This window comes from Terriglobus roseus, from assembly GCF_900105625.1.
GTDB classification, from domain to species: Bacteria; Acidobacteriota; Terriglobia; order Terriglobales; family Acidobacteriaceae; genus Terriglobus; species Terriglobus roseus_B.
In genome coordinates, this window is the sequence record NZ_FNSD01000001.1 from 4,566,753 (window position 1) to 4,585,873 (window position 19,121).

Here is a 19,121-nt window from a genome sequence, read left to right on the forward strand (position 1 = left end):
GATCGCCACTTACGTGGGCAACATCTGTCCTCGAAGGATGGTACCGGTGCGCCGGCCTGCATCGTCGAACAGGTTGAAGTCTGCCCACTCACTTGCGGATGGGAGCCCCAGCATCGCCGCCGGATTGCGGCTTGCAAGGCGCACTGCAGAGGGCAAGTCGATCCCGGTGAATGTCTGCACGTTGGCTACCGCGCGGTCCATCGTCAGTACAGAACCGGCGAGAGCGCCATCGTGCATGGCGACGCCGTTTTCCACGTGAGCGAGCATGTCGCCCAGAAGATAGTCGCCGTCCGGCATGCCGGTCGCTGCCATACCGTCCGTCACAAGGATCGCGTGCTCTAGACCCTTCATGCGCAACCACAGCCGCACGGCCTCCGGGGTGGTATGTATGCCATCGCAGATCAGCTCGGCATAGAGTTTGTCTGCATCGAGGACAACGCCCAGCATGCCCGGCTCGCGCTGGGTCAGGCCGCGCATGGCGTTGAATGTGTGGGTCGCAGAAACAGCGCCCGCTGCAATGCCCGCGCGCGCTTCGGTTGCAACGGCGTCACTATGTCCCAGGCTGACGCGCACGCCTTTGCTGCTGACGTACTGGATGAGTTCAAGAGCGCCCGGCAGCTCCGGGGCGATGGTCATCAGGTGGATATGGCCCCGTGCTGCCTCCGCGAAGCGATCGTAAAGGTCGATCACAGGCTGCTGCAGTTTCTCCGGCGCATGCACGCCACGCTTGTTGTGCGAGAGGAACGGACCTTCGAGGTGGATGCCGATGGGCGTGGCTGCAAGCTGCGAAGCGGGACCCGCTTCGATAGACGTTGCAATGGTGTCGAGCGCGCGCAGGATCTCATCCACGCCAGCGGTCACAGTGGTTGCGAGGAAGCGGGTTGTGCCATGCGCTGCCAGCACCTGCGCCACAGTGCCGATGGCGTCCGTCGCGCCCTCCATGACATCGCGGCCACCGGCGCCATGCACATGCACGTCCAGAAACCCGCTGGACAGCGTGGTCTCCGGCAGATGTAACGTGCCTTCCAGCGCAGTGTGCGCTGCCGTGGTTGTGAGGCTTTCGATGCGACCTTCGTTCAGAAGAATCAACGGCTGGGAGATCACCCCATCCGGGGTGATCAAGGCCTTCGCCGTAACGGCTCGTGGGGAATTGTTCGTAGTCATCGTGCTGCCACCGGGGGGCCTGGAATGCCAATGTCTGAGGCGGGGGGAAGGGTCTGCGTGCGGTCCCACTGGCGCTGCGCGCTGCGGAACTTATCGATGCGCGCGAACCACGTGTTCAGCGTGAAATCGTAGCGGGCAAGGTTGTTGCGAAGGAAGTAGGGCCGGTTGCTCTTCAGCCAGGCCGACTCATACAAGTCACGCAGCAGGGAGTAGTTGTTGCGGAAGTCCTGCAGCTTCCCGTTGACAGCGTTGATGTCGGCCAGGTCGCGCGCAATCTCCGTGCGGGCGTCTCGATCTTTCGAGTTCTGCAGTCGGTAGGCTGCGTCGTACTCGATCGCGATATCGTCGGTCAGTTGGAATTTGAGGCCGATCAAGTCCATGCGCCGTGCGCCGAGGTCCATCGCGTCGAGAGCATCCTGCTCGCGCAGGTTACCTTGTGCGCGAGCCTCTGCGATCAGGATGATGGCGCGCTCCGCATGAAGGCGCAACTCATGCAGCGAGGACCGGATCTTGGGTGCGTAGATCTGGCCGTCCGCGCTCCACGGATCGATCCAGAAGAGAAGGTCGCTGGCATCGCTGGTCTTGAAGTTGTTCTTCAGCAATGCGTGCGCAGCCATAAGCTCCTGCTGCGCCTCATTGATCTTGCCGCTTGCATCGCCGTGGAAGGCCTGTCCATAGTTCCCCTGGAACTGCGGGATGGAGCTTTCGCCTTTGTGCCACGCCGCCTCTGCGCCGTAGAGCAGCGCGTACCAGTTGTTGTTGAAGAGAGCCTCGCCATCGTCTTCCCAGATGGTGTTGAGCTGGCCCGTGCAGCCGCTCGCCTGACCCTGCGCAGTGAACTGCTGGATGTTGGGCAGGGTGTTATTGAAGTTGGGCCAGACGCGGCTCCAGTTGTTGACGCCCGGCGCCACCCAGCACTCGATGCCGGCGTCGGTGTAGGGCTTGATCCACGGGGCAAAGCTGGTGTGCGGGTTGTACTCCCAGGCCACGGCGATCATCTGCGACTTAAAGTCCTGCGGCAGAGCCTTTACCAGCGCAGGTTCCTTCATGGCGATGTCGCCCCAGAAGAGGAAGCGGCGATTCAGGGGCTTCAGCGCGGCGACGGTGCTCTGCAGGTAGTCGAGATACACCTTGCCCAGTCCCTGCGCATCGACAGCAGCTTTCGTTTGTCCCTTGCCCAGCTCGACGGTTTCATCGGCGCCCAGGTGCAGCAGCGGTGCAGGAAATTCCGCCGCAAGTTCCGCATACATACGCTTGGTCAGTGCAAGCGATCCGGGCTGACCGGGTGCCAGCACGTGTCCATTCGGCGTCTCGGAGAGAGAGGCGTAGAACTCCTCATTCAGCATGTAGTGCAGATGGCCGAAGGCCTCCTGCTCGGGCACGATCATCACGTGATACTGAGCGGCATAGACCACGAGTTCGCGTGCCTGTGCCGGGCTGAGGGTGCCGCCCGGAGGCGCGGCCAGCGGGTCGCTGAGGTACTGCAGGGTGTTCTCAAAGTAAGGCGAGTAGACGTTGATCTTGTATGCGGCGAAGGTCCGAATCTCCTTCTTCTGGAACTCAAAGGTTGGCATCGGGCCGCGCGACAGGTCGTCATGAACGCCGCGGTACTTCATGGCCGGCCAGTCGCGGACGGTGGCTGTCTGCAGCTTGGCTGCGCTGCCATAGCCCGTGACCAGTTGCCTGGCCGTCATGGCTCCGTAGAAGACTCCTGTGGACGTTGCTCCTACGACGTTGATGCCAGTGGCGTCCGGGACGATTGCGTAGCCTTCGGCCTGCATCTCCGGAGACCATGTGAGCCTGCCACGACTGAGCGCTTCACGCCCGGCTGCGCTGTCGGCACGTAGCAACGCGATGTGAGCGCTGGCCGACGAGGTCGTCGGAACGTCGATCTTTGTGAGTTCCCGCGTCAGTTCGGCGGCAGCGAAGGTGTCCTCTGCGGTGCAACTTGCGCAAACTACGTGGACACCGGCGGCCAGAGGTAGCAACTCGGCCGGTGCTGCTTCACGCGGCGCGGGTAGCAGCGCCATCTGCGCGCGTGCCACGAACGGCAGACTGAGCAGCAGTGCGCAGGCGATACGAGAGAGTCGACCAGGATTGCGGCGGTCAGGCGTGAGCGCAGAGAAGTGCATGATGTCAAAGCTAAACGATTCTGCGGCTTGGGGCGCATCTTGGAGGGATCAAGAGCTATGCCGGTGGACGCACCGTCCAGAGAGCGGGCTGGCGTATCGGGAAGGTCCGCAACAACTCAGCTGAATTTGGTTCCGCAGGCAGGCGTTTCCACACCTCTAAATACTCAGGTCTGCCGAAGGCTCGGCCGGCCAGCAGAAGCGAGGGCTGGCGTACCGGCCAGTCTGTGAAGTGCTGCACGTCTGCTGGGTACTTCCACCGGGCACGACTTTCTATCGCGGGGAAGAGGAAGGCGACGGCCGACCGCATCCCGCGGCCATCGGGCAGGGTAAGCTCCCACAGGCGCTCCAACGGGCTGGACAAGACCTCACACGTGGTGGCAAGGCAGTCGAGCGTGAAGAGGCTGGAGGCGTAGGCGTTCGCACGATGCAGCTCAAGCGGGAACTCGCCGTCCAAATTCATCTGTCGCAACAACTTCTCCTTGAAGCGGTGTGAGCATTCGAGAGACAGCGCGCTGTTGCGGGCGAAGCGCGCGCACTCGGCGGCCTGCAGCGTCCAGCAGATGGCGAGACGGTCCTTTGCCTCGCGAGCGATCATGCCTTTCTTCGATTCATTCAGCCACGTACTGTAGTCTCCAAACCACTTGCGCAAAGCGGTGGCTTCTTCCTCCGTTGCGACGCCGTTATAGGCGCAGAGGAACGAGGTCGCGCGCACAGTCTCCGCGAGCGAAACGGTCTCCTCAACGCCACGATAGTTGCCGTCGGCAGCAGGTGGTACCGTCGCCGCGTGTTCCAGGTTCGGCTCCATGCGCGTTTCAGCGTCCATGAACCACGCACGGAGATGAAGAATGGCGTGGTTTGGATACCTTGTCTCGCCTGTCAAACGCCACGCAGCGACACAGACAGCGACGATGCCGTTCATTCGCACCAGGGCATCCCGATGTGCCGTGAACGCTTGAGGATTGGTGTAGCCCTGCCGATGCTCATAAGGCATTTTGGTCTCGGTCGCAGCGGGGAACCACTCGGGGTCTTCGGAGTAGTAGGTGCCTCTGTTGAGCGCTTTGAGTGGCGCGGCCGTTGTGGTGACGGTCTGGGGTGCTTGGTTTAAGGCATCGTTCGCTGCAGCGAGGATGCGTGCGCGGTCGTACTCGGCGACGTTGAAGTGGACGCCCTCGGCGAGCTGCGCCCGCAGAACGTGCGGAATGCCACACGCAGCAGCAACTGCATTGGAGCAGAAGTTGCGACGTGTCATCGACGGGTACGGCGAGCAGGGCATCGTGGGCAGAAGGCTAACACCTTCCGGCTTTCCTGCGCAGACAGGCTTATAGCCAGCCCTTTGTGCGGGCGAGTCGCGATGCTTCCACGCGGTTGGAGGCGCCCATCTTCGCGATGGCCTCTGAGAGGTAGTTGCGCACGGTGCCGTCGGACAATCGCAGTGATCGGGCGATCTCTGCCGTGCTCTCTCCCTCACCGGCGCGCCGCAGGATCTGGCGTTCGCGATCCGTCAGCGGGTCGTTCTCGGCGTTCCAGATCTCGGCTGCCAGGGCAGGATCGACGACACGCATGGACTGGTTCACGCGGCGGACCGCATCAGCGAGCTCTGCTGACGGACGGTCCTTCAGCAGGTAGCCATGCGCGCCGGCATCCAGTGCGCGCCGCAGATAGCCGGGCCTTGCAAAGGTGGTGACGATGACGACGCGTGTCTCCGGGTAGAGCTCGCGGACGCGAGCGGTGAGTTCGAGGCCTGTCAGTTGCGGCATCTCGATGTCCGTCACCAGCACATTCGGCCGTTCGCGGCCGACGACGCGCAGCGCCTCCTGGCCGTCGGCAACCGCAGCGATGACTTCAATGTCGTGCTCGATGGAGAGCAGTGCCGCGAGTGCACCTCGCACCATACCCTGATCTTCCGCGAGCACAACGCGGATTTTGCTGTTCGACGGGTTGCTCAAGCGTGTGTCTCCTGCTGTGACAGTGCAATCTTTTCGATGGGCTTCGCTGTCGGTAGTTCCACGCAAAGGCTGTTTCCACCGTCAACGGCGGGAGTCATGCGCATCTTGCCTTGAAGCCCTTCAACCCGTTCGCGCATGCCGCGCAGGCCATTGCCTTCCAGCGCTCGTGAGCCGACTCCGTTGTCGTGGACGGTCAGCGCCAGGCCCTGGACATTCCGGGCCAGACTTATGTGGCAAGTCGTCGCATGCGCGTGGCGCACGATGTTGGTGATGGCCTCGCGCAGGCACAGGCAGAGCACGTTCGTTTCCGGAGGCGTCAGGTCCGCGGGTTCAAGGTCCGTACTGAGCGCGACGCCCGCCGACTGGAGTGTTCGCCGTGCATTCATTACCTCGGCAGGGAAGCCTTCCGAGCGGTAGCCGACGACGGCCTCGCGCACTTCTGCAAGTGCTTTACGAGCTGTCTGCTCGACGTCGATCATCTCCTGCTTGGCACGTTGTGGATCGATCTCCAGGAGGCGGTTCGCAAGCTCCGACTTGATGGCGATGACGGTGAGCGTGTGGCCCAAGAGGTCATGCAGATCGCGAGCGATGCGTTCCCGTTCGGCAACCTGTGCGAGATGTTCGATCTCTTCATTGGCCTGCTTCAACATGTACGTCGCCTGCTGCTGTCGTGAGTAGGAAAGGTTGCTGAGACCTACGACGATGCAGAAGAAGACGCCGGTTCCACATGCCCACCACGCCAGGTGAAACAGCCACGTCTCAAGAACGATGCCCATGATGGTTGCGGCCAGCAGATAAAGATAGGTCCGGGTGCTCCGCAAAACGAAGGCAAGCATCACAATCGGAAATACGAATGCTCCGGATGCGCTTTGGTTGAACGGAAAGTACGCATACCCGAGCGCGAACATGAGCACGAATAGTATCTGTTGCGTGCGTCCGCGGGACTCCGTAATCCCGAAATAAAGCCCGAGGAAAACCACGTAGAACGCGGCGAACCATAACCAGTGCGTAAGGGAGTGCCGATAGTACGGCTCAATGAAAAAGAAACAGGTGTAAAGCAGCGAAACATACCGCAACACGCGTGCGCTGCCGGTTGACTTACGCCAGGCCTCGCCCGCCGGGGGAGCCTGCGCTCTGGGCCGGGTGGGGCAGTCGTTCGATGGGATGATTTGATCGCGCTCAAGCATACCCAATCATCATGCGCCCTGCGGACGCTTGTCGTCAGGACGAGGTGTCACAGCGTCCACATGACATTTGTCACAGTGACAACTGTCATGTCACGGGGCTGACTCCAGGCACTGCTACAGACAGCGCGGAGATCGCAATCTTGACCTTGTCAGCACGTGAGGTCAGCGAAATGCGCTTCGAAACACCAGTAGTAGCAGTGGTCATGATGATGGCTGGTCCGGCCTTTGCACAGCAATGCAATACCGGCACGTCCAGCATTCGCGGCGAGGTGCGGGACATCACCGGCGCCCTGATCGTCGGGGCGACCGTCACTGTGGATGACACAGCGTCCGTGAGGAGCAATGAGATGGGTCGCTTCGAATCCGCGTGTGTCGTGGATGGCAGCCACAGCGTACGGGTCGAGGCTGCAGGTTTCGAAGCCATTACGGAAGTTGCTCGCGTAACAAAGGAGGCTCGCCCGTTCGTTGCAAAGTTGAAGCCGTCGGCAACCATGGAGGTCGAAGCGGTCGATGCGAGCGGCGTCGACAGCGAAGACGTCGCCGGATCGAAGACCCTGCAGGCAAACGACCTGAAGCAGATGGCGGATGATCCCGATGAGTTTGCGCGGCAGCTACAGGTGCTGGCTGCTGCGGCGGGCGGTGCACCCGGGCAGGCGATCATTACGGTGGACGGTTTCCAGAACAGCGGCAGCATTCCACCGAAGTCTGCGATTGCGTTCATCCGCGTGAATCCTGATCTTTTCTCGTCAGAGTATGAGCGCCCGCCCTATCAAGGTGGGCGAGTCGAAATTTTCACCAGGCCCGGCCAAAGCAAGCTGCACGGAGCCTTATTCACAACGCAGAGCGGCGCCTCCCTGAATGCAAAGGACCCCTTTGCTCTGAGCCGAGCCGCCATCGGTAAACAGCGCTATGGATTTGAACTGAGCGGCCCCATCCGGAAAAACAAGGCCGACTTCTCAATCGCGCTGGAGCATCGCCAAATCGATCAGTTTGCCGTCGTCAACGCGGTGTCGCTCGATGCTGCAGGTAACGATGTCAACGTGATCGGGAACGTTGCTACCCCGCAGACGTTGTGGGAGGGCAGTGCGCGGCTCGGCTGGATGCCGAATGCGAAGAACAACCTCACCGCGACGTACTCGGCTAATGTCAATTCACTTCATAATGTTGGCGTCGGTGGCGTTGTTTTACAGCAGGCCGGTTACGACAGCCTGCAACAGGAGCATGCCCTCCGCTTTACGAATCTTCAGACGCTGTCCGCTCGACTGGTTCATGAGAGTCGCGTGGGCTATACATGGCGCACGCGCGACGATGCACCGCAAAGTAACGCCTCCTCGCTGGTAGTCGCCGGGGCCTTCACCGGTGGCGGAGCAACTACGCAGATGCTGCGCAGTCATCAGCGCGATTTTGAGATCGATGACGACATCCTCTACACCCGCGGCAAGCACAGCGTGAAGGCTGGCGTGCAGCTGTTGAATTCGACGCTGAATGATTCTTTGCCGACAAACTTCAACGGCCAGTATGTCTTTGGTGGAGACGCAGTGGGCTCGACGACGATCAGCGGCCTGGAGCAGTACCGTCGCGCACTGCTGGGCCTGCAGGGGGGAACGCCGACTCTCTACACCATCACCGCCGGGACCGCCGCGATCTCCCTCAACCAGTTGCGCGTGGTGCTTTATGCGCAGGACCAGTGGAAGCTGCGGCCGCGTTTGTCGCTGTCTTACGGCCTGCGCTACGCCGTGCAGAGTTCGCCCACGACGCTACGCAACGCGGGGCCGCGCCTTGGCCTGGCGTGGTCGCCGGACAAGGCACAGCGCTGGGTCTTCCATGCTCGCACTGGCCTCTTCTTCAGCCCCATCGAAACCGCCACGGTGTTGGAAGCGAATCGACTGAATGGTATTCAGCAGCGGCAGATGCAGATCTACAGCCCGGTCTATGGTCAGCCGATAACGACGGGCACCGCGACCATCACAACACTGCGCGCGCCACTGCCGGGCCTGAGCCAGACGCCCTCGTTGCAATCGCACGTGGGCGTAGAGCATGAATTCACCGGCCACTGGCATGCGCAGGCAAACCTGTACCTGGTGCGGGGCTGGGACCTACTGCGCTCCCGCAACATTAACGCGCCGCTGGATGGACAACCTGGCGGCCCTCGACCACTGGCGCCAAACACCAATATCGACCAGTACCAGCAGACCGGCATCGTCCACGGCAACGTGATGTTTCTCGGCGTAGACCAGCACAGCCTGCGCCATGTCCAGATTTTCGCGGGTTACATCCGTATGGACCTGCGAACGAATGCCGATGCAGCTGGTGTATACCCTCAGAACAGCACCAGCGACATCGGTGAGACAGCGCGGCCGTCGTGGCTGGCAACGCATCACGCCATTGCTTTTTCGAACGTTACTCTGCCTTTGGGGCTCGCCTTATCGACCCAGTTCGATGCTGCCAGCGGCAATCCCTACAACGTGACAACGGGCTTTGATACGAACGGAGACGGTGTGCTGAATGACCGCCCCCGATTTGCGACAGGCGCGGAGAGCACGGTGTATCGCACGTCCTTTGGATCGCTGACAGGAGCGGGTGCAGGGCGGTACATCCAGCGCAATGCGGGCACGCTGCCGTGGAACATTCACCTGGATTCGAACCTGAGCAGAAGCTTCGCTCTGCCACATCGGGATGGTGGTGATGCAACCAGCCTTGCTGTCAATGTGCGTTCAACCAATCTACTGAACCACACCAATGCCACGGCCGTTGGAGGCGTTCTTGGGTCTCCGCTCTTCGGCCGCGCCTATGCTGCGGATCCCGGGCGCCGTGTGGAAGTGGGCCTTCGGTACAGCTTCTAGTTTCCTTTCTCATTCACCCCAAACTGCAGGAGGTCCTGCCATGAAATTAATCGCACGCACGATTCGCTTGATCCTGATCGTCGCATCGGTAACCGTGTCACTCACAGCGCAGAGCATCGCGCCGCCCAGTACTGGTCTGCTGGTGCACTATCAGTACTGGCCCGTTCAGTTCGTGCAGTGGGTGGGCACGGAATTGCCGTACAGCATGATCGAACTGGATGTCGATGCAACTGCGAAGCAGCCGCTTTACAACGTGATACTGACGGAACGGGCAAGCAGCAAGCGGATCAGCTATGCAAACTCCGACTTCCTGGTTGCTGCCGCGAAGGCGCAGGGGCAGGAGGCGTACAGGACGCAGATCGTCTTCGATACAGCAGAGGCCACTAATGTGGGCGCGACATCCACGCTTCGACTGTCGCTGGCCGATGGCAAGCCGCTACAGTGGCGCTTCGTGCAGGGCTCTGACATCTCAGAGCAAGGGGCGGGCCTCACCCCGCTGCCGCAGATCCCGATCCCCGTTTTTGCCTATCGGGAAAAGTCTGCCGTGGCGGGTGAGGGAACCGCACTGCAGATCGGCAACACGGTAAGCGCAGCCGAAGTTTGGACAGAGATTTCAAAGCCGCCTTACTTTGTCGCATACCGCGGTGCCATGTCGCTTGGTGCGCACATGACCGTGCTTGCGGCCGGCACGCAGGCCTGGACGCTTACGTCGCCTCCTGCAGATCTCAAGACGGGCCAGACTTGGGAACTTGAGGGCGATCATGGCGACCATCGCACGCTACGCATCTCTAAGGTGGACGGGACAAAGTTCGTGATGACCGGCAACGACCGCTTCGATCCGTCCACGGCCTTCACTCTCGACTGCATACGCACTGCCGATGGTTGGTCCATCGAGCGTATCCGCTACGCGCCTGTTGTCGACGGCGATAAGCATTACCTCGCGATGCAGTTTACGACCCCGCTTACGGCGCGCAGTACGTCGGGCACGGTGGAGATGATCATTGGGCGCAAGTCGAAGATGGCTTCTGCCAGCCTGACGGTAGTGGCGTCTCCAGAAGAGCGCGCCACGACGTTGCAAATGCTTGCGCCGGTATGGGCGAAGGGAAAAGGCTTGATCGAACAGACTTCAACCAGCGCATCGACCATCACCATCGTCTCGAGGCCTTCCCACTGATCGAGTTGCGGACAGACTTCAAGAAGTCCGCAGCGAAGGTCAACTACATGAGGTGCGAAATGCTTTCGACGTGGTCAAACATTTGTTAAAGACATAGGGCCGGTATGCGACACCCGATCGAATCGGTCATTCGCTGTCGTAGCGCACTTGCTGTCGGGCGCTATCTTAGGTAGATGTCATCTTCGTTTGAGCTGAAGCGTCTGGATACCGGGATCAATGGGCTGGACGATATCCTGTCGGGCGGACTACCCGCGGGACAGATGTACCTTCTGGAAGGCGACCCTGGTACCGGCAAGACCACACTTGCCATGCAGTTCATTCTCGAGGGCACGCGGCGCGGCGAAAAGTGCCTGTACATCACGCTTTCGGAGCCACGTTCCGAACTCGAACTGTCGATGCGTTCGCACGGTTGGGATCCTGCCGACCTGCCCATTGCAGAGTTCGTGCCCGAAGAGGCGAGCCTCTCCGCCGAACAGCAGTACACCGTCTTCCACCCGAGCGAAGTGGAACTCGCTGGCACCGTTGAGAAGCTCGTTTCGACACTCGACGATCTGCAACCGGACCGGCTGGTCGTCGATTCGTTATCTGAGTTGCGGCTGCTTGCATCCGATAGCATGCGTTATCGTCGACAGCTACTCGCGCTCAAGCAGTATTTCGCGGGTAAATCGACCACAGTGTTATTGCTGGATGATTTGACAGGTAATGGTCGGGATCTGCAGTTGCATAGCATCGCACACGGCGTCATACGGCTGGAGAAGATCAGCCGGTCCTATGGCGCGACACGCAGACAGATCGAGATCGTAAAGCTGCGCGGATCAGGCTATCGCGAGGGCTTCCATGACTATGTGATCCAGCGTGGCGGTGTGATGATTTTCCCGAGGCTGATCGCAGCAGAGCACAGCGAGAGCTTCGAGGGGGAACGCATTGCCAGCGGCCTGACAGAGCTGGATGCAATGTTCGGCGGCGGGATAGCGCGCGGCTCGTCGACGCTATTCACGGGGCCGCCGGGTAGCGGCAAATCAACTGTTGCAATGCAGTTCGCCTTTGCGGCGGCAGCGCGCGGGCAGCGCTCCATTTTTTATACCTTCGACGAGGTGCTACGAACCGCAAAGGACCGCGCCAGAGCACTTGGCATGGACATTGACAGAGAGCTGGAGCGCGGCACCCTGTCGATGTCTCAGGTCGATCCGGCAGAGCTTTCGCCGGGTGAGTTCATTCACCAGATCCGATCGGACGTCGATGAGAAGGGAACGCGCGTGGTAGTCATCGACAGCCTGAATGGCTTGATGAACTCGATGCCCGGTGAGCGCGATCTTGTCATGCATCTTCACGAACTGCTTGCGTATCTGAACCAGAAGGGCGTCGTCACATTAATGGTGTTGGCGCAGCAGGGACTCGTGGGAACGATGCACGCGCAGGTGGATGTCAGCTATCTGGCCGATACGGTTGTGCTGCTTCGCTACTTCGAATCAAAGGGTGCCATCCGGCAGGTGATTTGCGTGTTGAAGCAGCGTGTAGGGGCTCATGAACGCACGTTGCGCGAGCTGGTCTTTGGATCGAACGCGATCGAAGTCGGGGAACCACTGGTCAACTTCCAGGGCATCCTTACAGGGGTGCCGCAAATGTTGGGAGGGACGGAGGCCGGTGTTGACGAGAACGCTCCTCACCCTGAAGGCGGAGCGACATCAATGTTCGGAGCCTTTGCCAGCCACGATGCCCTCTAGGATGTTCATGGCCAGCCGCACGATCGTAGGAACAGCATGAGCATGGTGGTGCGAGTGATCGCACCCAGCGGCCGCGATGCGGAGTTGATTCTTGCTCTGCTGACGCAGCACGGGATTCATTCCGAGGCTTGCGCAGACCCTGTGCAACTGCTGAGTCGCGGGTATGACGTGGGTCCGTTGCTGTTGGCGGAGGAGTCGCTGACCCCCTCCTTGATTGCAGCCCTTGCCCATTTCGTGACAACGCAGCCTTCGTGGTCTGACCTGCCGATCTTAATCCTGACAACGGTTGGTCGAGACACCGAGCGGACGCGCCGGCTCGAACGCGAGCGTCTGCCGATCGGCGCTCCCATCCTGCTGGAGCGCCCCATTCGAACAGCAACCTTGCTCAGCAGTGTGCAGGCAGCGGTCCGCGCGCGCAGCCGACAATATCAAGTGCGCGACACCATCGCAGAGCGCGATGCAACTGCGGCCAAGTTGCGTGCCGAACAAGAGACCTTGCGCACCGTGCTCGACAGCATGCCCGTTGGCGTAGCTGTTGCGAGCGCCACGGGCGAAGTCATCCTGACGAATCCCATGCTGGCACACATCCTGCGGCACGAACAGCTACCGACACCTGATTTCTCGGCATACAGCGAGTGGAAGACATTTCATCCGGATGGTCGACGAGTTCAATCGGAGGAGTATCCCATCACGCGTGCCATCCGGACGGGCGATCGCGTTGCTGGCGAAGATTTTCTCTACCGCCGCGGTGACGGGACCAATGCGTGGATACGTCTCTCTGCTGCTCCGATTGTCGATGCCGAAGGAGTCGTGTCGGGCGGAGTGACAGCGGTCATCGACGTGGATCATGAGCGGCAGGCAGCGGAAACATTGCGCCGCAGCGAAGAACGCTTCCGCCTGCTGATTGACCAGGCCAGTGTTGGAATCGTCATCGGCGACCTCGGTGGCGGCCTTTCTTACATGAATCCTACCTTGCTTCGCGCGCTCGGTTACAGCCAGGCGGAGATGGAGGCAGGAGCCATCCGATGGGACGAACTGACACCGCCGGAGTATGCGCACCTCGACGAGCAAGCAATCCATGAACTTCAAACCGTGGGCGTTGCGCAGCCGTATCAGAAGGTCTATACCGCCCGTGATGGCCATCCCATCCCGCTGCTGGTCGGCGCTGTTCGCATCCCGTCTCAGGGAGCGACGGGACGCGAGGAAATCGCGGTCTTCCTGACGGACCTAAGTTCGCAGAAGCAAGCTGAGGCGGCGTTAATTCAAAGTGAGAAACTGGCAGCGGTCGGCCGGCTCGCTGCTTCAATCTCCCACGAGATCAACAACCCGTTGGAAGCTGTAACGAACCTGCTTTACCTGGCGCAGACTGAGCAGACAACGGATAGCGGACGTCAATACATTGAGCAGGCATCCCAGGAGCTTGCCCGTGTGTCGCAGATCGCGGGTCAGACACTGCGCTTTCATCGGCAGTCGACACGGCCCCGCTCTGTGACACCGCGCGAATTGATAGAACCTGTCCTGGCACTTTATGAGGGGCGACTGCGAAATGCGCGCGTGCTTGCGGTAACGGAGCACCGTGGGGACATAGCGTTTGTCTGTTATGAAGGGGACATCCGACAGGTCCTGAACAACCTCGTCGGGAATGCCATCGATGCGATGCGCGGCGATGGAAAACTGCGAGTTCGAAGCCGCGCCGCTACCGATCAGCGCACCGGACGACCAGGCGTGCGGATCACGATTGCCGACACGGGCGCGGGGATGTCACAGGCAACGTTGCAGCGAATTTTCGAGCCTTTTTACACCACGAAGGGAATTCACGGCACCGGGCTTGGCTTATGGATCTCACACGGCATCGTCGAGAAGCATCACGGATCCCTCCGGGCTCGTAGTCGAGAATCTGCAGGCTCATCCGGAACCGTATTCACCCTATTCCTTCCGCTTGAACCCGGAATTGAGGTTCAGCAAAATTAGGTCGCTGTTTGTAACGAAAGTGGCGCGGAATGGCACGTTGGGTGCTGGGCAATGTGCGGCATGAGCTGGGTCAGGAATATGCTTTCGCTTCGGCGAAAAGAGGAAAACTCTTTCTCCTCATGCCAATTTCCAGTAAACCTTTGTCGCGAATGCGCGAAAAGGATTCTAGGAGCCAACGCATGGTATTTCTTTTCCTTTGTGTGTTCGCGGTAACAGCACTCCCGGCCTTGATCGGTACCTACCTGACGTGGAGGCGGCGAGAAAAGTACACACGTCAGCACGCCGTTATGCAGAGCTGGGAACAGTCGTAGCTCTCATCCGCGTCTCCCTCACTGCGCTTCATCCAATTAATCTTCCGCACATAACTGTCTCAGCCTGTGTCAGCGCCGGTTGAGCCTGGCCAACATGCAATTGGCACTGCTTTCATGCCCATATCGGCGGGGCGCTTTGCTAGCTCCGAATGTCAGCAATTCTGGCGTCCGAAGTAGGTTGTGCGGAACGAAACATGGGTGAAATTCACTCCGCGCTTCTACCTAGTTTGCGATCGAACATCACGAAAACGCCCACTTTCCCGTGCTGGATGGCACGTTGCGTGCACATCAGTGTGCAAGGGTTAAAGGGAGAAACATGCAGAAAAAGGTAAGGATTACAGTCGTTGGTTCGGGTTATGTCGGTCTTGTTGCTGCAGCTTGTTTTGCGGAGATTGGGCATGACGTCATCTGTGTCGACAATGATCAGTCCAAGATCGATGCCCTGAAGGGCGGCGCATGCCTGATTCATGAAGAATTCCTGCCGGAGTTGCTTGATCGCCATCGCAACGGCCGCCTGCAATTCAGCGCCAACCTGGCAGAAGCTACGGCGGGATCAGACGCTATTTTCATCGCAGTTGGTACGCCACAGTCCGACACCGGCGATGCTGATCTTTCGTACGTTGAGGCCGTTGCGAGCGAGATCGCACGCCACTTAACTCACTACACCGTGATTGTTGAGAAGAGCACGGTTCCGGTCTATACGAACGAGTGGATTCGTCGCACGCTTGAGCGCAACGGCGTTGCTCGCGGTCTGTTCGATGTCGTGTCGAACCCAGAATTTCTTCGTGAAGGAACAGCAGTCCGTGACTTCCTCCACCCGGATCGCATTGTTGTCGGATCAGACCGGCAGGAAGCCGCAGAGGTGCTTTCGGCGATCTATGCACCGCTGACAGATGGCAGCTATTTCGATGGCGAGAGCGCGATACCTGGCCCGCTCAATACGAACACCCCGGCCCCAATCCTTCACACGTCCACGAAGAGCGCAGAGATCATTAAGCACGCCTCCAACGCGTTTCTCGCAATGAAGATTTCTTTCATCAATGCGGTGTCAAACCTCTGCGAAGCAGCGGATGCGAATGTTGAACAGGTCGCCAGCGGCATGGGACTCGATAGCCGAATCGGCGGACGATTCCTACGCCCTGGTATCGGTTATGGTGGTTCCTGCTTCCCGAAGGATGTAGCCGCGTTCCGCTCCGTGGCAGACGCTCTTGGTGTTGACTTCTCCTTGCTGCGCGAGGTGGAAAGCATCAATGTTGAGCAGCAGAAGCGCTTCCTGCGCAAAATCCGTTCCGCGCTCTGGACTCTCCGCGGTAAGAAGCTGGGTGTGCTCGGCCTTGCCTTCAAGGGAGGAACAGATGACATCCGCGACAGTCCGGCGATCGAACTGATCAAGCTCCTGATCGAAGAGGGTTGCACCATCTGCGCGTTCGATCCGGCCGGTATGGAGCGTGCTCAGGCGATGCTGCCCGTATCAGCAAAGATGCGCTACGCAGCCGACGCCTACGAGGCAGCGATGGAAGCGGATGCGCTTCTCATCCTTACGGATTGGGATGAATTCTGCGACCTTGATCTCAACCGGATTAAGCTCAATCTGCGTTATCCTACGGTGCTCGATGGTCGCAATCTATTTGACCCGGAGACTGTTGCTGCAGCAGGCCTCACCTATGTCAGTGTGGGCCGACCCACTGCACACCCTGTCCGAGAACTGTCTTCGGTAAAGCAAACGGCTTAAGTATGGGGGCCGACCGGGAACCTTCAGTAATCTGGTCGGCCCTTCACACTCTTCAGCATGAGTCACTCAGAGGGAGTCGTGAGGCTCTATCGCTCTTGTCGAGAACGACGGCGGCGATAGGGCCATTTCATATCGCGGGACGCGTGAGATGGAATGGCTATCGTAAGGGGCGTTATACCGACGACGCTGTCGTCTTTAAGCTGAGTTCCACCGCTCCTCTTTAGAAGTTGCATTCCATGACATCAAAACAAGACACGCTTTCGCAAGAACCGATCCTTAATTTTGCATCAAATCAGTTGCCACAGAAACGTTCTTTGCTTACCCGGGTCTTCAAAGGAGTCAGTGATTTGCAGTGCAGCGGGGGCGGACTGTTTCTCGAGGTTAATGGAGTTCATGAGAAAAGCAAGCGGTAGAAGTGCGATGAAAATGAGCGCGAGAAGGGTTCTTCGATATACAGGACTCGCCCTGTCCGCCGCTTGCGCGCTTGGCCTTACTGGCTGCGTCAAGAATGGCGGCGGTTCCGGCGGCAGCGGCAGCACGGGAGGCTCCGGCGGATCGGGGACCACACCGGCCGACTATATTTACCTGTCGCATAACTGGTCACTGACGGCAACGCCGACAAAGGGCGGAAGCACCACCCCGTACACCGTCTCTGGTGTCATTGACGAACAGCCAGGGTCGAACGCATCGCACTACGTGACCTCTGTGTTGCAGATCGGATCGCCTTGTTATGACGGGGCGAACATCGTGCCGGCGGATGGCAGCGTGAATGGTGCCCGAATTCAAACTTCGTCGTTCGACGTAGCAGGTCAGGTCATGTCGCTGGATGCCCAGAAAGACTCGACTGCGACCCACCTAACTGGCGTCTACACAATATCTGGCGGGTGCGCGAACGGTGAGGCCGGTACTATCTCCGGTCAGGCTTACGCAGCACTCAGCGGCACCTACGTAGGGTCTGTCGCGGGGCAGCCAGGGGAGACCATCACGCTGAATGTGAATCAGGAGTTGCTGGGTACGGGTGTCGGGACGTTCGTTGTGTCCGGCACCGCCAGATTCAGCGGAATCTCTTGCTTTACACAGGGGACTCTCGGAGTGACGAATGCCTATGTGCGGGGCGGTGCCGTCGTATTGCAGTTCGCAACGAATGAACCGCAAGGTTCGCAGGTGTCGCTGAACGGCACCATCGATGCGGCCGCGAAGACCTTTAACGTGACGTCAGGCGCGGTGACGGGTGGAGCGTGTGCAGCGTCACTGGGCAACATCGCTCTTACAAAGCAATAAGCGTCTGGTTCAGACAGGAAGAAAGTGTCTTAGGGTGTTGAACTGAGTTGAGTCCTCATGTGGCAAATATCGGCAAAATGGTGAAGCGGTGCCTGTTGGGAACTGTCTTGACTGGCGCCTGGTACCTTACGGGCTGCGGGTTTGGAGGTGTGCCGCTCAACGGCGCGCCTACGACTCCTACGACAAGCAGTGACAACTGGGAGATCATGGTCACACCGTCGAACGGCGTTTCTGCGAACAGGCTGTCGATGCTTTCGGGATCCATCCTGAGTAGTCCGAGTGGTTCATCAACACAAGCTCCCGCCGTCTTTCAGGGAGTATCAAGCTGCTTTGCTGCGGCGAACGTGATCCCGATGGACAGCACCATCGCGAGCAATGTTTTCCAAGGACGATCGTTTGGGGTGCAGGGACAGTACCTCTCCATGACGGGGAACTTGAACACCGCTCATGACAGCATGACGGGCACCTACTCGATTGCCGGCGGTTGCTCCGACGGTGAGTCGGGAGCCTTCACCGGAACGCGTTACCGCGCGCTGACGGGAACCTACACGGGAACGGTCTCACAGGGCGGCAACACTTACACCGTGTCCGTGACTACAACGCAAGGCGATGCCACCGGCGTTGGCAGCTTTTTAATCGGCGGCACGGCCACTTTCGGCGGCTTTAGCTGCTTCACTACTGGAACCATCCCCGTCGGGTCTGGATACATCAGCGGCAGCAACCTCACGCTGTCAGTGACCTCGAGCAATGGGGCAGTCATCCAGATGAATGGTGAGATTGACCCGGCGGCGACAACGGTGTCTTCCGGAAACCTCGTGATTACCGGTGGCGCTTGCAGTGGCCAATATGGTCCCATAAAGCTGACGCGGCAATAATGAAGAATGGTCGCGATGTTGGAGACTCAACGCTGATGCTGAACTGCAAATTTTCTCTTTTCAAATCGGATCATTCATCCATGTCACACGAGCGGTTGCTTGCGCACATGCATACGAAGCGAAAGGTGCGGGCATGTTTGCTTGCCACACTCGCCCTATTCGTAATGCCGAAGGGTTTCAGTCAGGCCATTCCCACCGCCGTGAAGAACGTGCCGCTATCGTTTTTTGGTGGAGTCTCCGGAGTCTATACGGGGCTGTCAGGTGGCAAAAACCTGAGCATCACAGCAGGCGCCGATCTCAGGCTGCGTGACGTCTTTGGTCTTGCTCCCTCGATCGAGTTGCGCGGAACCTATCCCATGGTTCGCGGCAATGTGGTCGGGCAGAAAAATGTTCTTGCTGGTCTAAGAGTCGATCGAACATTCGGGCGTATTACACCATACGGCAACATACTCTTCGGCCTCGGTCAGATGACGTATGATCCGTTGCGTGCCAACCCATCGGCGACTTTTGCCTACGCTTACTCGTCATCGAATGTCTATTCCCCCGGGGCAGGTGTCGAATTCGAGGTGACTCCGGCCTGGGGAATTAAAGCAGACGGACAATTCCAGCGATATTCGACACCCGTGAATGAGTCTGGCCATATCTATGCTAAATCGCTTACGCTGGGCGTGGTTTATCACCTGTTCGGAGGAAGCGGCCCCCGGTAGCCTCCGCGGGCATACTTCGATGCCGCTGCGGTAGCCCGCAGGTGGTGATCTAGACTACAAACACCCGTGGCTAT

The 19,121-nt window shown here is 59.4% G+C and carries 13 protein-coding genes; 8 read left to right on the plus strand and 5 right to left on the minus strand.

Features of this window, described 5'->3' with window-relative positions; translation table 11 throughout:
* Nucleotides 1-9 precede the first annotated feature (9 nt).
* The 5 genes from nagA to BLW03_RS19050 are packed head-to-tail and all read right to left on the minus strand — an operon-like array spanning nucleotide 10 to nucleotide 6,429.
* The gene (gene nagA, locus BLW03_RS19030; protein ID WP_074655548.1) at nucleotides 10-1,164 is read right to left on the minus strand and encodes an N-acetylglucosamine-6-phosphate deacetylase; all 1,155 of its coding nucleotides are present in this window, start codon (nucleotides 1,162-1,164) and stop codon (nucleotides 10-12) included.
* Complete coding sequence (locus tag BLW03_RS19035) at nucleotides 1,161-3,296, minus strand: glycoside hydrolase family 20 zincin-like fold domain-containing protein (protein ID WP_074655549.1); 2,136 nt, start codon at nucleotides 3,294-3,296, stop codon at nucleotides 1,161-1,163. Before BLW03_RS19035 ends, nagA begins: the two co-directional genes overlap by 4 nt.
* Nucleotides 3,297-3,351: 55 nt before the next feature.
* Entirely contained in the window at nucleotides 3,352-4,569 is a 1,218-nt protein-coding gene (locus BLW03_RS19040; protein ID WP_244502170.1) for an alginate lyase family protein, read from the minus strand.
* A 46-nt stretch (nucleotides 4,570-4,615) separates the two neighbouring features.
* Nucleotides 4,616-5,242 carry a response regulator transcription factor gene (locus BLW03_RS19045; protein ID WP_074655550.1) on the minus strand — a complete coding sequence of 209 codons (627 nt, stop codon included), beginning with the start codon at nucleotides 5,240-5,242 and terminating at the stop codon, nucleotides 4,616-4,618.
* Nucleotides 5,239-6,429, minus strand: coding sequence for a sensor histidine kinase (locus BLW03_RS19050; protein ID WP_074655551.1), 1,191 nt, complete (start codon nucleotides 6,427-6,429; stop codon nucleotides 5,239-5,241). The genes BLW03_RS19045 and BLW03_RS19050 overlap by 4 nt, the downstream gene beginning before the upstream one ends.
* Before the next feature lie 140 nt (nucleotides 6,430-6,569).
* Here BLW03_RS19050 and BLW03_RS19055 point away from each other — a divergent pair, with 140 nt between their 5' ends.
* The 8 genes from BLW03_RS19055 (at nucleotide 6,570) to BLW03_RS19095 (ending at nucleotide 19,047) form a co-directional block, all read left to right on the plus strand.
* Nucleotides 6,570-9,272, plus strand: coding sequence for a TonB-dependent receptor (locus BLW03_RS19055; RefSeq protein ID WP_170835085.1), 2,703 nt, complete (start codon nucleotides 6,570-6,572; stop codon nucleotides 9,270-9,272).
* A 40-nt stretch (nucleotides 9,273-9,312) separates the two neighbouring features.
* Nucleotides 9,313-10,446: a hypothetical protein gene (locus BLW03_RS19060; RefSeq protein WP_074655553.1), complete on the plus strand. Its 1,134-nt coding sequence runs from the start codon at nucleotides 9,313-9,315 to the stop codon at nucleotides 10,444-10,446.
* A gap of 173 nt (nucleotides 10,447-10,619) precedes the next feature.
* Nucleotides 10,620-12,170, plus strand: a complete 1,551-nt coding sequence (locus tag BLW03_RS19065; RefSeq protein WP_074655554.1) for a DUF7125 family protein — start codon at nucleotides 10,620-10,622, stop codon at nucleotides 12,168-12,170.
* 36 nt (nucleotides 12,171-12,206) lie between these two features.
* On the plus strand, nucleotides 12,207-14,141 hold the full coding sequence (locus BLW03_RS19070) for a PAS domain-containing sensor histidine kinase (RefSeq protein WP_074655555.1): 1,935 nt from the start codon (nucleotides 12,207-12,209) through the stop codon (nucleotides 14,139-14,141).
* A 627-nt stretch (nucleotides 14,142-14,768) separates the two neighbouring features.
* Nucleotides 14,769-16,184 (plus strand): UDP-glucose dehydrogenase family protein, encoded by a 1,416-nt coding sequence (locus BLW03_RS19080; protein ID WP_074655557.1) that lies wholly within the window; start codon nucleotides 14,769-14,771, stop codon nucleotides 16,182-16,184.
* A gap of 426 nt (nucleotides 16,185-16,610) precedes the next feature.
* The gene (locus tag BLW03_RS19085; protein ID WP_083350659.1) at nucleotides 16,611-17,465 is read left to right on the plus strand and encodes a hypothetical protein; all 855 of its coding nucleotides are present in this window, start codon (nucleotides 16,611-16,613) and stop codon (nucleotides 17,463-17,465) included.
* A 107-nt stretch (nucleotides 17,466-17,572) separates the two neighbouring features.
* Complete coding sequence (locus BLW03_RS19090; protein WP_212733237.1) at nucleotides 17,573-18,340, plus strand: hypothetical protein; 768 nt, start codon at nucleotides 17,573-17,575, stop codon at nucleotides 18,338-18,340.
* On the plus strand, nucleotides 18,340-19,047 hold the full coding sequence (locus BLW03_RS19095) for an outer membrane protein (protein WP_212733238.1): 708 nt from the start codon (nucleotides 18,340-18,342) through the stop codon (nucleotides 19,045-19,047). The genes BLW03_RS19090 and BLW03_RS19095 overlap by 1 nt, the downstream gene beginning before the upstream one ends.
* Nucleotides 19,048-19,121 lie beyond the last annotated feature (74 nt).

Excerpts from the sequence above, each read along its gene's own strand:
- nagA (WP_074655548.1), bottom strand. The coding sequence starts at position 1,164 with ATGACTACGAACAATTCCCCACGAGCCGTTACGGCGAAGGCCTTGATC.
- BLW03_RS19035 (WP_074655549.1), bottom strand. The coding sequence starts at position 3,296 with ATGCACTTCTCTGCGCTCACGCCTGACCGCCGCAATCCTGGTCGACTC.
- BLW03_RS19040 (WP_244502170.1), bottom strand. The coding sequence starts at position 4,569 with ATGCCCTGCTCGCCGTACCCGTCGATGACACGTCGCAACTTCTGCTCC.
- BLW03_RS19050 (WP_074655551.1), bottom strand. The coding sequence starts at position 6,429 with ATGCTTGAGCGCGATCAAATCATCCCATCGAACGACTGCCCCACCCGG.
- BLW03_RS19060 (WP_074655553.1), top strand. The coding sequence starts at position 9,313 with ATGAAATTAATCGCACGCACGATTCGCTTGATCCTGATCGTCGCATCG.
- BLW03_RS19065 (WP_074655554.1), top strand. The coding sequence starts at position 10,620 with ATGTCATCTTCGTTTGAGCTGAAGCGTCTGGATACCGGGATCAATGGG.
- BLW03_RS19070 (WP_074655555.1), top strand. The coding sequence starts at position 12,207 with ATGAGCATGGTGGTGCGAGTGATCGCACCCAGCGGCCGCGATGCGGAG.
- BLW03_RS19080 (WP_074655557.1), top strand. The coding sequence starts at position 14,769 with ATGCAGAAAAAGGTAAGGATTACAGTCGTTGGTTCGGGTTATGTCGGT.
- BLW03_RS19085 (WP_083350659.1), top strand. The coding sequence starts at position 16,611 with ATGAGCGCGAGAAGGGTTCTTCGATATACAGGACTCGCCCTGTCCGCC.
- BLW03_RS19095 (WP_212733238.1), top strand. The coding sequence starts at position 18,340 with ATGAAGAATGGTCGCGATGTTGGAGACTCAACGCTGATGCTGAACTGC.